The following is a 14,596-nucleotide window of genomic DNA, read 5'->3' as shown; positions in this document are numbered from 1 at the left end:
CCCGTGCGTCCTGGTGCCTACGCACCACACACCGACTCGCGTCAGCGTCCGATGCCCCGGCGGATCGCCGCCTCCACGGGGCAGAACTCACCACCGAAGTCAGCGGGATCAGCGGGCTCAACAGAGTCCGCGGGATCAGCGGGACGTTCGATGCCCGGCCCCCTCCCCGGCTTGGGGAGCAGCGGCGGCTGCGCCATGAACCGGGGTTCGACACCCCGGTGGCGCTGCGCGGCGTGCACGAGGAAGGGATGACAGAGATAGACGTCCCCGGCCCGTCCCGTCGCCGTGGCGAGCGGCCGGCGCTCGGTGGCGGGCACTGCGCGTTCGGCGAGGTCCATGAAGGTCAGACCGGCCTCTGCCTCGGGTTCGAGGAGCGCGGCGACGTCCAGGTGGGACCCCACCCTGATCCGGGTGGGCGCGTCGTCCTCCCCCACGTCGGACATCAGGAACAGCATCAGCAACCACCGCCCCCGGGTGGCGACGTTCACCCGGTAGGACATGAAGTCGGCGGGGTCGTCCCCGGGGAAGCTCGCATCGACGTGCCAACCGTCGTCACCCGGCTCCCGATCGCCGGGAAACCGTACGGGGAACGTGCCGAGCCCGCCGATGGGCGCCCACCGCCCCTCCCCGACCAGGGCGTCGAACGCGGCATGCAGCCGAGGCGAGTTGGCGGCGTCCCTGAACGGCTTCTGCGCATAGGCACCGAGCCGTACCACGGGGCTCTGCCACGTCGTCGGGTCATCGGGCTCCCCCTCGATGTCCCGCCACAGGATCTCCCGGCACTCCGCCGCCAGCTCCCCCGAGAAGGCCCCCTCCACCCGGAGGAACCCTTTCTCCACGAACTCGGACACCTCGTCGTCGCTGATCGTCGATTCACTCACGGCACTCATGTCACTCATGCCGCCAACGTGCCAGCGAGCCGAAGGCGCCCGCCCGACACTTTCTGCACGGCTCCTGTCAGGACACCGCGGCCGACCTCGGTGTAGCGCGGCTCCTTGAGCGCCAAGCGAAGGAGCTGGCGGCCACGGCCAGCACGACGGGCACCAGCAGGAACGGTCCGCTGAAGGCGAGCACCACGGCGACCACGCCGCAGCTGACGGCAGCGCTGACGCGCAGAGAGGTACGGCCCTGCAACAGGACGGTCGCGGCAGCGAGTCCGGCAAGGGTGACCGCGGCAAGACTGGCCGAAGTCGCCGGCAGCAAGGCTTCCAGGCCGATGAATCCGCCGGCCGCGATCACGACCACCCCCGCCGACGCGAGGGTGACGACCGTCAGGCTCCGTCGGGGGACGCCGCCCCCTTCGGCAGGCCCGATCGTGATCCTGCGGGGCATGGCGCCCCGGCGGCCCAGCGCCTCGCCCAACCGGGCGGCCCCCGCGAGGTACGCGTTGACCGCACCGAACGTCAGCAGGAGCGCGGCAGCTGCCGTCACAGGCCGCGCGGATGCTCCAAAACCCCGCTCCAGCAGCAGGGTGAGCGGGGTGGCGGTGGCTCCGGCCCGGGTGCCGAGCACTCCGACGGTGACGAGGGCGAGCCCCAGGTAGAGCACGGCGACGATCCCCCAGGCCAGCAGGGTGGCTCGGGGCAGATCACGTGCCGGTGCGGTGAACTCCGCCGATAGGTGACTGATCGCCCCCCAGCCCGCGACGGCGAAGAACAACATCCCTGCCGCGACTCCGACGGAGGTCCAACCGTGCGGCAGGAAGGGGGTGAAGTGGGCAGCCCTCACATGGGTGCCCGCCACCGCGATCGCAACGGCCAACAGCGACACCAGGACGCCGACCATGAGCAGTTGCAGCCGCCCCGACAGACGCAGCCCGACGAGGTTGGCCCCGTACGCGGCGCCCACGACCAGCAGCGCGATCACGGGAACCGCGGAGTGCCCCCAACCCGCAGCGGCAGCCGCGTACTCGCCACCGATGAGCGCCGCGGCCGGCACGCCCAACGGAACGGCCCAGTAGAACCACCACCCCACGGGCCCGGCCAACCAAGGCCCGAACGCCCTCTCGACGGAGGCCGCCACACCACCCCCGTCCGGATACCGGGCACCGAGCGCCGCGAACACCCGGGCGACGGGCAGACTCACCGCAACGAGCACCAGCCAGGCCAGCACCGACGCCGGCCCCGCTGCCGCCGCGGCCGTGGACGTCAACGCACCGGGCCCCAACACCGCCCCTATGCACAGCGCCGTTCCCGCGCCCGCCCCAGTCCGGAACGCCGCCGTCCGCCAGCGACGACCCGAACGGTTCGCTCCCCCACCACATAACCCCCAAACCCACACCCACCGCCCAAAGCCGCCTCGCATCCCAGAAGGCGGCTGCGGCTTCCATCGAGAACCGCCCCGGAAACGACGAAGATCCCGGCGATCATCATGATCGCCGGGATCTCCCCAACTGCCCCTGAGCGAACTCAAGACCAGCAATGTTGTGGACCTGTGGGGATTTGAACCCCAGACCCCCTCGATGCGAACTAAGGGCAGCGAGGTCGGCGAGGTCTCCCGTCCTGGTCGGAGAGGCGCGCACGGTCCGCGGTGCGCATGCGCGGTCGGCCTGGTTGCTGTACTTCGTTGCTGTACAGCAGACCGGCGCGGGATCGGCCTGTAGCGTCGAAGCATGACTTCGGGCGCTGAGGGCGGGAGCGGGTTCACGGCGGACGTGGCGGGCGCGGTCCTGGAGCGGGCGTGCCGTACGGCTGGACTCGGCGCGGCGAACGCCCAGCTCCTCCGCCTCGGTTCGAACGCCGTGTACCGCCTCACCGACTCCGCCGCGATCGTGCGCATCGCCCGCGACCCCGAGGCGTCAGAGGAGTCGAGGCGCGCGGTCCAGGTGGCGCGCTGGCTGGAGGCTGAAGGATTCCCGGCGACCCGGGTGGTGGCGGGCGTGGAGCAACCGCTCGTGGTGGACGGTCGAGCGGTCACGTTCTGGATGAGCGCCCAGGACCGGGACGAGTACGCGGGCCCGGCTGAGCTGGCGGATCTGCTGCGGCAACTGCACTGGCTGGAAGAACCGGCGTCGCTGGGCCTGCCGTACTACGACCCCTTCGACGGCGTCTGGGAGTCCCTTCGGGACCTGCGTGGCGACGTGGCGGACGACGACTTGGCTTTCCTGGAGGAGCGGACGGGCCGGATCCAGAAGGAGTACGACCGGCTGGACTGGGTGCTCGACTTCGGCCTGATCCACGGGGACGCGAACGTCGGCAACGCGCTCCGCAGCCGGGACGGCAAGGCCCTGCTGATCGACCTCGATGACGTCTCGCTCGGGCAGCGGGAGTGGGACCTCGTTCTCACGGCGCTGTTCTACGAACGTCTGGGCTGGCACACGCGCGCCGAGTACGAGTCGTTCGTCTATCGCTACGGCTTCGACCTGCTGAACTGGCCCGGCTATCCGGTTCTCGCTGACCTGCGTGAGTTGAAGATGACGCTGTGGCTGGGCCACCAGGTCGCGTCGGACGAGAAGGCGGCGGTCGAGTTCGCGCGTCGGGTGCGAGCGATCCGTACCGGCGGCAGCCGCAAGGACTGGCAGCCCTTCTGAGCGATCAGCCGCGCGCCTCGGTGGCGAGCCAGAGCCGGTGCTCCGCGGACTGCTCGTGGAAGTCGCGTACGACGGCGGTCTCCCCGGCCCGGGCGAGGTTGCGGCGGAACTCGGCCAGGTAGCTGACGCACCGCGCCGACTTCAGTTGCTCGCCCAGGTCGAGTGCGTCGGCCGCGACGCGGCAGGCTTCCTCCGGTTCGCCGGCGTGCATGTGGGCGTCGGCAAGGACCATGGTGGCGAAGAAGTCACTGCGGATGTGGCTCCCGCTGACCGCGTTCTCGGCGTGTGCGACGGACTGACGGGCGCTGCTGACGTCCCGGAAACAGTGCGCGGCCTCCGCGGCGAGTTCGACTTCGTCGAAGTACGTGATCCACTCGGGCTCGTCGTCGCTGTTCCTTCGTTCCAGGGCCCGGGTTGCTTCGGCCAGCGCGAGTTCACAGGCGCGGGTGTCCCCGGTACGGGCGAGTGCTCGCGCTTCCATGGCGTGGAACTGGGCCAGCAGGGTCGGCGTTGCGACGCCCGAGATGCCCATGCGCGCCGCACGGGCCAGCGTCGCCGCCTGGGTGTAGCGGCCTAGGAACGTGGCCTGGTGGCTCATCGCGGACAGGATGCTCCCGGCCATGCGTCGGTCGTCGCCGTCCTGCGCGAGCCTGAGCGCATGGACGAAGTACCGTTGCGCGAGCCCGTGGTGGCAGGCGTCGTACGACATCCACCCAGCGAGGAGCGTCGCTTCGGCGACGGTGGCGAACAAGGCCCGTCCGACGGCCTGCGTGTACTGGCCGGACAGGAGCGGGGCCACGTCCCTGCTGAGGTACTGGATCAGGCTCTGTCGCGCGTGGTCGCCGCCGAACCGGTCGTCGAGCTGGGCGAACATGTCCGCGGTCGACTTGATCATTGCGACGTCGGCGAGCCCGACGCGTGGCCCGTCACCTGTGGCGATCGTGGGGACGACGGCTTCGGGGGCGACGAGCCAACGGAGCGACGCTTCGTGCCACACGGCGTCCGAGACGTCCGAGGTGAGCAGCGGCTCGTGACCGTCGAGGTCGGCCCGCCATAACGGCGCTATCGCGGTGACGCCTGCCTCCGGGCTGTCGGGATACGTCAGCTCCAGCAGCCGTCCGGCTTCGTTCCGTACCACCTGCTGCATCCCCAGATCCCGGGGGTCCAGGCTCAGGGCCTCGCACAGAAACGCACCGTAGAACTCATCCGGCGTACCGTGCTCGTTCTCCCAGCTCGCGATGCGGCGCTTCACGCTCGCATCACTCGGCAGCTTCTGACCGTGCCGCGCGGCCACGTTCCGCAGCTCCCGGATGAGCCGCGGCTGACTCCACCCGCGTTCCCTGCGAGCGGTGAGGAGGAGTGCGCCGATCTGCTGTGTCATGACCGTCGTCTCCGCCTCCCCCACTGGAGTTCGTGAGCATGTGCACCTGCTCGTGAATATAGGGACTTCGTCGCCACCACGCGCCCCCTCGACGGCGCCTTTCACGCGAAGTGGTGGGTGCGTCAGGGGGTGACGGCCTCCGTCACCCCCTGTCATCCCTCGTCATCTGCCCTGGTCAGGGCCGCTCCCACAACTCTGGAAGTCCGGCGACCCACTTCGGCCGCCGTGGACCGACTGAGGTGAAGCGACGTGCAGACGATGACGAGGCGCGGCAGGAAGTGGCTGTCGGAAGCTGCTGACGATCCGGAGCACTGCGCATCGCAGTGGGACGACGACCCGCGCGCACCGCACCCGTTCCCCACCGGGCGGGACTTCGACGTCGTGGTGATCGAGCAGCGGACGGGTGTGGAGGTCTTCTCCCAGCTCCAGCAGAGGGGCATGCCGCACGGGCCCGTCATGACCGACCTGGGCAACAGGCAGGTCGGCTTCCTCATCGCCCCGGGCTCGCGCGACCGCTTCGACCGGGCCGTGATCAGGGAGTCCGAGGGCCACGGAACACCCACGTACGGGTACTTGGCGACCGGCTCCTTCGTCGTCCTCCCCGGCCCGATGCCCCTCTCCGGCGACCGCTACCAGTGGCTCGCCGCCCCGACCCGAGCGCCGGAGCCGTCCCCGCTCCGCGTCGTCGCCCTGGCGGTGATGCTCGTCGCCGCCACCGGCCTGCTCGAACGCGTCGACCGGTACGGCGAGGAGTTCCCGGTCTCCGCGGCGATCGCAGCCATGGCCGGGACGGAGGCGGCACCCGATGGGCGATGACGCGGCCCGCTGGTCCCCCGTCGAGAGCGAACCGTGGTACGCGGCACGCGACGCGACCGCTGCCCTCCGCGACGTCCTGGTCTCGGCCGGTCTGGAGAAGGACTTCCCCTACCTCCAGGCCCAGATGAACGCCTTCGGCCACGGCCTGGTCGAACTCGGCCGCGTCTCCCCCGAAACGGCGGAACGCCTGGCCGAACTCCTCGACCGCGCCCTGACCTGCGAATGGCCTGCCGACGCTGCCTGCCCGCGCGGGCGCCGCTCCGCGGCCGACGACATCGGAGAGGAGCAGCAGACGTGACCGACCGCCGAGGAGTGATCGCCAAACGCGCCGAGGAACTGGTCCCCGGTATCCCCTACGTCCGCGGCTGGTCCCGCGCCCACCGCAGCGCCACCACCCTCGCGGACAAGCTCCGCACGCTCGGCCTCGACGCCGACTTCCCCGGCCTCAAGCCGGACGTGAACGTCGACGGCGACGGCCTGGTGCACCTCGGAACCATCCGCCCGGAAGCCGCCCAACTCCTGGCCCAGACCCTCGTCACCGGCCTGACCCTGGAACTGGCCGAACGCCTCGCGGCCCAAAGGCCGCCGGGGAGCTGATGACCACGTGCAGAAGCTGGTCACGCTCATCGCCCGCCGCCTCCGAAGACGACCGCCCCGCCCGCGAGGCCGCCACCGCGCCCCAAGCCCCACCCTCACCCCGATCAAGCTGTTCATGACCCCCTGGACCACCCCCACCCCGCCCCACGTCCTCGAACGACAACGCCCACCCCGCGCCGAGGACGTGGCCCTCGTCCGCCCCTACGCCCTGCTCGACGACACCCTTCAACTCCACGTACTCCGTGCCGCCGCTCACGGCAGCCGAACGTGATCGCAAACGCGCTGACGTCGCCCCCGCCGAGAGTCCTCACCGCCAAGTGCGCCGGATGCGGCCTAACCACGCACGCCCCCGTGGGAATCCGCTGGACCACCGATCCCGCGCCCGAGGGCGCACCCCTCTACGCCTGCCCCACCTGTGCCTCATCCCTCCCCCACGGCCCGATACCCCACGAAGACTTCACCCACGACTCCCCACCCACCTGAAGATCACCCACCGCCCCCGGTCGCCCAGCTCCCTGCCGCGGCGACCGGGGCGTCCTGCTGGCTCGCCGCCGTTCGGGACCGGCGCCCAAGCGCCGCAGCCCGAACGAGCGGCGTGGGTCACTGGAATATCCTAGGAACGCTCTCAGCTTGGAAATGCAGAACTTCGGGCCGGATTCCAGGACGACCCATGAGGTCACCTATCTCAGAAGATTAGCGAGCGCTGACGCCCGCTAATCTTGAAACTCTGTTCGACCTTGCGCCGTTGTGGAGTGACCCCGAGCAAATACCGTCCCAAAATAGGACAGAACGCGTGAAGAATTAGGCTCGGCCCCGCGCCAACCTCGACCCTGGGCCGCTAGTGTCAGTGGCCCACGCTAGCCTCTTGACTCACAATGGCGGGTTCGGGTTTCTGCCAGGATTGTGGCGCCTTGTAGACCTCTTAGGGGGAGCACGTGTCCAATGTCCCAAATTGGGTCAACCTACTTTGGCAGGAGCACAAATTCAAGTTGCTCATCTTGCACTCACCTGCCGACAAATTCGAAGATATCTTCACCCGAGTGATGAGATGCGCCAATAAGGAATCATTCCATGCCGCACGCGCGGTGGGCAATTTGGGCGACCTGAAATGCGACGGTTGGGATTCCGCCACCAAGACTCTCTATGTGGTCTACGCTCCCTTCTCCCCAAAAGGACCCGCAGATTTACGAAAAAAGATCAAGCGTGATTTTTATGGCGCAGTCGAAAAATGGCCCCAAATGCGGCGCTGGCGCTTTGTTCACAATGACTTCTTCGGGATTTCCGCCGCAGTAACTCGCGAGTTAGAAGAGCTCAGAAGCGGGCCGAAAGCGCTGGACGTCGAGATTCTATCCGACTGGAGTCCAGAGGAGCTCTGGCAGATCTTTAGAGGGCTAGCCGAGCAGGACCGCTTGGAGATCCTCGGGTCCCCCGAAATGCTACTCCATGTGAATGATGGCGCGCCCACTCGGGCGTCGATCCGTGAGCACGATGGCGTGCACCCATCTATAATTCGCGCCGCTACGGCCGCACTGTCGTTTCTTTGCGGTAACTTTCAACCCGATTCCATTATCGATCCAGTTTCGGCTGCCGCACTATCGAGGGCCCTCACCTCATGGTGGCTGGGAGATGACGAGCTTTTTCAGGACTGCCTTAGCTTGCTCATGGAGCGTTCCGAGTCTAGCCCACGTGAGGCTCAGATAACTTCGATGGCGTTCCTGGTTCGATGTGCCGAGATCTGTGGGCGCAGATTGGAGATTCCCAGTCACGTACTTATTCGCTCCCAGATGGAGATGAACAACGAAGCCTCCGAGGGCATGAAGGTGATCTTGGAGGTGATTCTTGAAGAATTTTTCGGAGAAGGGAGTGGATTTCGCATTGGGGAGAGCAAAGCTCGAGGCAATTTCATTCAGGGATGCGCGCTATGGATGACAGATTTTATGGGGACTACTTGGGTCGGAACAGGATATCCAGCGATTCTCCTGCTTCAGGATCTCGTCACTTCGATGCAGCGAATTGACTTTGGTGATGGCAAATCGTTGCCTGACACGTGAGGCGGGCTTCTCTCCGGCCGGCAGGGCGGATTCCTAGAGCCGTATACCCGGGCGCCCTAGCCGCGTACTGCTTCCCTGACCTCGGATTGCTGAGCTCCTAGCCCGCGAGTGGTCGAGGAAAAATTCGCGGCGAGCGGAGCGAGCCGCCTTGATGAAGTAGAGAAAGTTTGAACCACACAGGGCGGGTGGGCTCGTCGTGGTCAGAGGGGGTACGAGACTTCCAGGTCTTCGCCCGGGAGGTGGAACTCCTCCAGTGCGAGCGGATTGCCCGTCTGGTTGGTGGTCAGGCGGAGGATGTGGAGCAGAGGGACGCCCTCCGGGAGGCGGAGCGCTTGGGCCTGGTCCGGGAGAGGCATGCGGGGGCGGACGTGTTCCGTGAAGGTGAGTTCGTGGCCCAGCTCGGCGAGCACCCCGTACAACTCCGGCGCGGGCGGCAGCGGCTCGGCGTCGTAGCTCGTGTCCGCGAGCACGGAGAAGGGGACGTACGTTCGGTGGAGTTGGCGTAGGCGGCCCTGGTCCGCGGTCTGGAGCGCGTCATGGGTGAACATCGGCTCGCCCGGAGGGATGCGCAACAGATCCGCCAAAGCGAGCGGGGCGTCCGTGCGCGTCACCGTGGCGCTGTCGTCATCCGTCCAGCGGATGCCGTCGGCCTCGACGTACCGGCCGTCAGCCGTGCGTCGCACTCCCCGCGGGCGCGTGAGGCTCGGACGGTTGTGGGGCGAGCGGACGAAGGTCCCCCGGCCCATGATCGCCTCGACCAGACCGGACGCCCGTAGCTCCGTCAGCCCCTGACGCACCGTGGGGCGGGTCACCTGGAACTGCTTGGCCAGGATCTCCTCCGAGGGGAGCGGCTGGCCGGCCGGGAACGTGCCGTTGAGGATGCCTTCCCGCAGGTAGTCCGCAATCTGGCGGTACTTCGGCTGCGTCTTCTTCGGCGGCATGTGTGTCCTCCGTGCCGTGGTCGCTGCTGCTGCGCTCACCCGCGTGAACTTGCCATCCACGATCGTGGACACAGCCTCGCTCATTACATGTCGCTTGACAACCCGTACTACGGGCTCCATGGTGGAAGTCCACCCGTACTACGGGTGGTCAACCAACCCGAAGGAACAGCCTCCGGGTGCCTTCACAGAGGAGTTCAGTACGTGGCAACCCTTCCGATCGACACCGCCAAGTTCACCGGGATCATCTGCGCCGTCGCACCGTCCCCGCGCGTCGCCAACCGCGAGACCGGTCAGCTCAAGATCGACCGCGCGACGGGCAAGACGATGTACCAGGTGGGCCTCTGCCTCATGACCGGGGCGTCCGCCGACGTCGTCAACGTGAGCGTGCCCGGTGAGCCCACCGGCGTGCAGCTCGGCATGCCCGTCCAGGTCCAGGACCTCATCGCGATGCCGTGGGAGAACGACGGCCGGCACGGGATCGCCTTCCGCGCCGAGGAGATCAAGCCCCTCACCGCGCCCGCTGGCAAGGGCGGTGGGCAGTGACCTTAACGGCCTCCTCCCACCACGACACCGGTTCGACCTGGCCGAGCTGGACCGCCCTCGCGCTCCTGCTCCTCACCGCGACCGTGCTCACGCTGAGCCCGGTTCTGCGCTCCCGCTACCCGGCAGCCTGGTGGCTGGCGCTCGGATACCCGACCGCCTGCCTCCGCGTCCTCCGCACCTGGCGACCGCTCATGGCCGCCTCCGGCCTCGCCGTCAGCCGCAAGGCCGCGCTCACCGTCGTCTCCGGGCTCGTCGGCAAGGGCGCACCGCCGCCCCAACCACGCGTCCCCCGATGCGGATTCATCCGGCCGACCCGTACGGGCTTCCACCTACTCGCCCGACTGCTCCCCGGCCAGACACCGGACGACTACATCAAGGCCGCGCCCGCCATGGCCCATGCCTGGGAGGTGCACGCGGTCCGCGTGACCCCGTGGAAGCCCGGTGTCGTACGCATCACGGCGTCCCCCTCGGACCCGCTTCAGACGCCCCAACAGGCCCGGCACACCCGCCACCAGCACACCCACCAACTCCTCCGCGTCACCGTGGGAGTCCTGGAGACCGGTGCCCACTGGGTGGTCGACCTCCGGCGCGTACCCCACTGGTTGATCGTCGGTGCCACGCGCTCCGGAAAGTCGACGCTCGTCAACGCCCTCGTCGCCGGCCTCGCACCGCAGCCCGTGGCCCTGGTCGGCATCGACTGCAAGGGCGGCATGGAACTCTCCCTCTACGGCTCCCGCCTCTCCGCCCTCGCCACCAACCGCGCCCAGGCGGTCAAGCTCCTGTCCGCGCTCGTGGACCTCACCCTCGACCGCATGGCGGTCTGCCGCGAAGCCCACGTCCGCAACGTCTGGGGACTCCCCGAACCCACCCGGCCCGTCCCCGTCGTCGTCATCGTCGACGAGATCGCGGAGCTGTTCCTGATCGCCAACCGCAGCGAGAAGGACGAAGCCCAGGCAGCAGCCACCGCGCTCATCCGCATCGCCCAGCTCGGAGCGGCACTCGGCGTCTTCCTCGTCGTCGCCGGCCAACGCGTCGGCTCCGACATGGGTCCGGGCGTCACCGCCCTTCGAGCCCAACTCGCCGGCCGCGTCTGCCACCGCGTGTCCGATCCGGGTACGGCGGAGATGACCCTCGGGGACCTCAACCCCGACGCCCTCAAAGCCGCCCAGGCCATACCGCCCGAACAAGCCGGGACCGCTGTCCTCGCCTCCGGGGACGGCTGGGAACGCGCCCGCTCGTTCCTCGTCTCCGAGACGGAGGCGGAAGCCGTCGCAGCGCAGTACGCCCACCTCTCGCCGGACCTCCCGGAGTTGGCAGCCTGTCGACCGTCGGCACCCCGCCAGGCGCCCGCGCGGGAGACGTCGTGCTGATCTCCATGTCCGCCGTGCTCCTGCTCGGCCTGCTGATCTGGTTCCTCCTGCGCATCCACTACCTGCGCTGGCCGCACGTCCTGATCTCCGCGGCGTTCGGATTCCTCCTGGCCACCACGGCAGCCGCTCCCGCCGTCCGTACGGCCATCGACACCGTGGCCGGCTTCCTCGGCCAGATCCGGTTCTGAGTCCCCAACACCAGAAGGGAAAGGGGCCATGCCCCCTGACACCACGTTCAGGGGTTCCCGACGGGGCGCGAAGTCGCCAAACCCGACCCCGTCAGGAACCCACTCCATCCGCCACCTGAGCAGTGAAAGGAGTCGACACCCATTGTCCACCAGGAAGCGTCCGCCCTTGCCCGAGTGCGAGCTACGCGCCGACGACCGTTCGACGTGCGACGGCCGGGAAGAGGTCGTCCTCGTCGGGTACGACGGTACGGAACAGCGCCTCTGCCCGGCTCACGCCGCCGCACTCTGGCTCACCGACCCGACCCTGCGCTTCAGCGCGAAGACGCGCCCCCAGGCCGTCGCCGCGGCCATGGGCCAGGCGTTCGGAGGCTCCCGATGAACGAGCCCACGAGCCTCCCGTCCGCCGTCTCCGCCCTCCTCGAACGCGCCGGCGCACCCGGCTTCGACGCCTGGCGCCGCAACATCACCAGCCTCAACGGCTGCACCAACCCCGTCCACCTCGTCGGTGAGTCCACCGTCTTCGACACGACAACGGGTCACGCCCTGCACAGCCACTCGTCCGGTGAGTACGGTGGCCGGCTCCTCGTCGCATGCGGCAACCGGCGCGCCGCCGTCTGCCCGGCCTGCGCCCGCCTCTACCGGGCCGACACCTACCACCTGATCCGCGCCGGACTCCTCGGCGGCAAGGGAGTCCCCGAGACGGCCAGCGGCCACCCTCAAGTGTTCGCCACCCTCACCGCCCCCGGCTTCGGCCCGGTCCACACCCGCCGCGAGCGGAACGGCACAGTCATCGCCTGCCGCCCCCGCTCGCCCAGGGAAAGCTGCCCGCACGGTCTCCCCGTCGGCTGCCACGTCCGCCACGACCGTACGGACCTCCGGCTCGGCGAACCGCTCTGCCCCCGCTGCTACGACTACGCCGGCGCCGTCCTCTGGCAATCCCGCGCCGGTCACCTCTGGCACCGCTTCACCATCGAGCTGAAGCGGGAACTCGCCCGTCGAGCCCACCTCACCCGCGCCGAGTTCGCCCAGACGACCCGGCTCTCCTACGCCAAAGTCGCCGAGTACCAACGACGCGGCCTGATCCACTTCCACGCCACCATCCGCCTCGACGGACCCGACGGCCCCAACACCGCTCCACCCGACTGGGCCACCATCGACCTCCTCACCTCCGCCGTACGAACCGCGGCCGGGAGCGTACGACTCCGCGCCCCCGGCACCGACGTCATCGGCCTCCGCACCCTCCGTTTCGGGGCTCAGGTCGACGTCCGGCCCGTCGCCGCACACGGCGCGGTCGCCGCGTACATCGCCAAGTACGCCACCAAGGGCGCCGAGACGGCCGGAGCGGTCGACACCCGCGTCCGTGCGGCCACGGACCTCGCCCTGCTCCCCGTACGCGCCCACGTACTCCGCATGATCGCCACCTGCTGGTGGCTCGGCGCACTCCCGCCCTTCGCACCCCTCGAACTGCGCCGCTGGGCCCACATGCTCGGCTACCGCGGCCACTTCTCCACCAAGTCCCGCCGCTACTCCACCACCCTGACCGCACTCCGTACCGCCCGAACCAACCACCGGGCACACCAACGCCGTCAGACCCTGGGCATCGCCAACCGCCCCACGACCACCGTCAGCCACTGGCGCGACGCCGGCCGCGGCCACTCCCCCGAAGCCGCCCTCATCGCCCACCGCGTGGAAGGAGGGGACACCCCATGACGGTGATCACCCGCAGGTGGCACACCACGGCCGAGGTCGCCGCCATGCTCGGCTTCGGCCTCTCCAAGACGAAGACCCTCGTCCTCACCGGCCAGATCCGCTCCGTCAAGGTCAGCCGCAACCGCCGCATCCTCCCGGCCTGGGTCGACGACTACGTCCAACGCGTCACCGCCGACGCCGAGGAGGTGCCCGCATGACCGGCAAGCGCAGCAACGGCGAAGGCTCCATCTACCCGTACCGAAACACCTTCGCCGCCTACGTCTGGGTCACCCGGCCCGACGGCACCAAGGGGCGCAAGTACGTCTACGGCAAGACCCGCGACGAGGTCCACGACAAGTGGATCAAACTCCACGCCGAGTCCAAGAAGGGCCCGGTCGCCACCTCGACCCCGACGCTCGGGACCTACCTGGAGCGATGGCTCAAGGACGTCGTGGAGCCCGACCTCAAGCCCAAGACCGCCGAGACGTACGCCATGCACGTCCGTCTCTACGTCACGCCGCACCTGGGCTCCAAGCGGCTCGACAAACTGACCGTCCGTGACGTCCGGAGCTGGGTGAACACCCTGCTGGCGCAGTGCCAGTGCTGCGCCCAGGGCAAGGACGCCCGACGGCCGGAGACGCACAGGAACCCCCGGCAGCGGCGCCGTTGCTGCGCGGTCGGCCGGTGCTGCGGGCAGATCGCCTCCCGACGCACCGTGCAGGACGCCCGGGCGGTGCTGCGGTCGGCGCTCAGCAACGCCGTGGCCGAGGAGCTGATCTTGAAGAACGTGGCCGCTCTCGTCAAGGTGCGATCCGCGCGCCGGACACGGCGCAAGCCGTGGTCCGTGGAGGAGGCACGGCAGTTCCTGGAATCCGCCCGTGCGGCGGGCGATCCGCTGTACCCGGCGTACGTGCTCATCCTCGTACTCGGCTTCCGGCGCGGCGAGGTGCTGGGGCTCACCTGGTCGAACGTCGACCTCGAAGCCGGTGAGGTCACGGTGGAGAAGCAACTCCAGCGCATCAGGCGCCAACTGGTGCACGACGAGGCGAAGACCGACGCGTCGATGGCCACGCTCCCTCTGCCGCAGATCGCCCACACCGCCTTGCAGCTACGGCACAAGGCTCAGGCAGCGGCCCGCAAGGCAGCCGGCGACCAGTGGTCGGGCTCGGACTTCGTCGTCACCACCCGTTGGGGGACGCCCGTCGAACCGCGCAACTTCAACCGGTCGTTCGCGGACCGCTGCGCCCGCGCCGACGTCCGTACGATCCGGCTCCACGACACCCGTCACACCTGCGGCTCGCTCCTCGCCGCGCTGGACGTGCACCCCAGGATCGCGATGCAGATCCTCCGGCACAGCAAGATCGCGGTGACGATGGAGGTGTACACGCACGTGCCGTCGGAGGAGACCCGCAAGGCGCTCCTGCGGCTGGGCCGGCACCTGGGCGCGCAAGATCCGGAGTAGTTGCTGTACTTCACTGCTGTACAACGCCA

17 protein-coding genes are annotated in these 14,596 nt (G+C 68.9%); 13 read left to right on the top strand and 4 right to left on the bottom strand.

What is annotated here, in order from left to right; translation table 11 throughout:
* Window positions 1-41: 41 nt before the first annotated feature.
* Entirely contained in the window at window positions 42-899 is an 858-nt protein-coding gene (locus tag ABZ842_RS03965; protein ID WP_361531144.1) for a phytanoyl-CoA dioxygenase family protein, read from the bottom strand.
* A gap of 58 nt (window positions 900-957) precedes the next feature.
* The gene (locus ABZ842_RS03960) at window positions 958-2,184 is read right to left on the bottom strand and encodes an amino acid permease (protein WP_361531811.1); all 1,227 of its coding nucleotides are present in this window, start codon (window positions 2,182-2,184) and stop codon (window positions 958-960) included.
* 427 nt (window positions 2,185-2,611) lie between these two features.
* On the opposite strand from ABZ842_RS03960, the gene ABZ842_RS03955 reads away from it, so the two are divergent.
* Entirely contained in the window at window positions 2,612-3,529 is a 918-nt protein-coding gene (locus tag ABZ842_RS03955) for an aminoglycoside phosphotransferase family protein (RefSeq protein WP_361531141.1), read from the top strand.
* Between the two features lie 4 nt (window positions 3,530-3,533).
* On the opposite strand, the gene ABZ842_RS03950 is transcribed toward ABZ842_RS03955, so the two are convergent.
* A complete protein-coding gene (locus ABZ842_RS03950) occupies window positions 3,534-4,781 on the bottom strand; it encodes a hypothetical protein (RefSeq protein WP_361531808.1) in 1,248 nt (415 codons plus the stop codon).
* A 387-nt stretch (window positions 4,782-5,168) separates the two neighbouring features.
* Between ABZ842_RS03950 and ABZ842_RS03945 the strand changes: the two genes are divergently transcribed.
* The 5 genes from ABZ842_RS03945 (at window position 5,169) to ABZ842_RS03925 (ending at window position 8,374) form a co-directional block, all read left to right on the top strand.
* A complete protein-coding gene (locus ABZ842_RS03945) occupies window positions 5,169-5,726 on the top strand; it encodes a bifunctional DNA primase/polymerase (protein ID WP_361531805.1) in 558 nt (185 codons plus the stop codon).
* A complete protein-coding gene (locus ABZ842_RS03940; RefSeq protein WP_361531138.1) occupies window positions 5,716-6,024 on the top strand; it encodes a hypothetical protein in 309 nt (102 codons plus the stop codon). The genes ABZ842_RS03945 and ABZ842_RS03940 overlap by 11 nt, the downstream gene beginning before the upstream one ends.
* Window positions 6,021-6,323, top strand: coding sequence for a hypothetical protein (locus tag ABZ842_RS03935; RefSeq protein WP_361531135.1), 303 nt, complete (start codon window positions 6,021-6,023; stop codon window positions 6,321-6,323). Before ABZ842_RS03940 ends, ABZ842_RS03935 begins: the two co-directional genes overlap by 4 nt.
* A 7-nt stretch (window positions 6,324-6,330) precedes the next feature.
* Complete coding sequence (locus ABZ842_RS03930; protein WP_361531132.1) at window positions 6,331-6,594, top strand: hypothetical protein; 264 nt, start codon at window positions 6,331-6,333, stop codon at window positions 6,592-6,594.
* Between the two features lie 664 nt (window positions 6,595-7,258).
* Window positions 7,259-8,374, top strand: a complete 1,116-nt coding sequence (locus tag ABZ842_RS03925) for a hypothetical protein (RefSeq protein WP_361531129.1) — start codon at window positions 7,259-7,261, stop codon at window positions 8,372-8,374.
* A gap of 200 nt (window positions 8,375-8,574) precedes the next feature.
* Here the strand turns inward: ABZ842_RS03925 and ABZ842_RS03920 are convergent, their stop codons facing one another.
* Window positions 8,575-9,315, bottom strand: coding sequence for a GntR family transcriptional regulator (locus ABZ842_RS03920; RefSeq protein ID WP_361531126.1), 741 nt, complete (start codon window positions 9,313-9,315; stop codon window positions 8,575-8,577).
* A 201-nt stretch (window positions 9,316-9,516) separates the two neighbouring features.
* On the opposite strand from ABZ842_RS03920, the gene ABZ842_RS03915 reads away from it, so the two are divergent.
* The 7 genes from ABZ842_RS03915 to ABZ842_RS03885 all read left to right on the top strand — a co-directional run bounded on the left by ABZ842_RS03915 (window position 9,517) and on the right by ABZ842_RS03885 (window position 14,567).
* A complete protein-coding gene (locus ABZ842_RS03915; RefSeq protein ID WP_361531123.1) occupies window positions 9,517-9,858 on the top strand; it encodes a hypothetical protein in 342 nt (113 codons plus the stop codon).
* Complete coding sequence (locus ABZ842_RS03910; RefSeq protein ID WP_361531120.1) at window positions 9,855-11,228, top strand: FtsK/SpoIIIE domain-containing protein; 1,374 nt, start codon at window positions 9,855-9,857, stop codon at window positions 11,226-11,228. Before ABZ842_RS03915 ends, ABZ842_RS03910 begins: the two co-directional genes overlap by 4 nt.
* Window positions 11,222-11,416 carry a hypothetical protein gene (locus tag ABZ842_RS03905; RefSeq protein WP_361531117.1) on the top strand — a complete coding sequence of 65 codons (195 nt, stop codon included), beginning with the start codon at window positions 11,222-11,224 and terminating at the stop codon, window positions 11,414-11,416. Before ABZ842_RS03910 ends, ABZ842_RS03905 begins: the two co-directional genes overlap by 7 nt.
* A gap of 142 nt (window positions 11,417-11,558) precedes the next feature.
* Window positions 11,559-11,795, top strand: a complete 237-nt coding sequence (locus ABZ842_RS03900; protein WP_361531114.1) for a hypothetical protein — start codon at window positions 11,559-11,561, stop codon at window positions 11,793-11,795.
* Window positions 11,792-13,126, top strand: a complete 1,335-nt coding sequence (locus tag ABZ842_RS03895; protein WP_361531111.1) for a replication initiator — start codon at window positions 11,792-11,794, stop codon at window positions 13,124-13,126. Before ABZ842_RS03900 ends, ABZ842_RS03895 begins: the two co-directional genes overlap by 4 nt.
* Window positions 13,123-13,323, top strand: a complete 201-nt coding sequence (locus tag ABZ842_RS03890; protein WP_361531108.1) for a helix-turn-helix domain-containing protein — start codon at window positions 13,123-13,125, stop codon at window positions 13,321-13,323. Before ABZ842_RS03895 ends, ABZ842_RS03890 begins: the two co-directional genes overlap by 4 nt.
* Complete coding sequence (locus ABZ842_RS03885; RefSeq protein WP_361531105.1) at window positions 13,320-14,567, top strand: site-specific integrase; 1,248 nt, start codon at window positions 13,320-13,322, stop codon at window positions 14,565-14,567. The genes ABZ842_RS03890 and ABZ842_RS03885 overlap by 4 nt, the downstream gene beginning before the upstream one ends.
* Window positions 14,568-14,596: the final 29 nt, after the last annotated feature.

Origin of the sequence: Streptomyces sp. NPDC047315 (genome assembly GCF_040643215.1) — a bacterium.
Taxonomy (GTDB): Bacteria; Actinomycetota; Actinomycetes; order Streptomycetales; family Streptomycetaceae; genus Streptomyces.
This window is presented reverse-complemented; position numbering and strand designations above follow the sequence as displayed.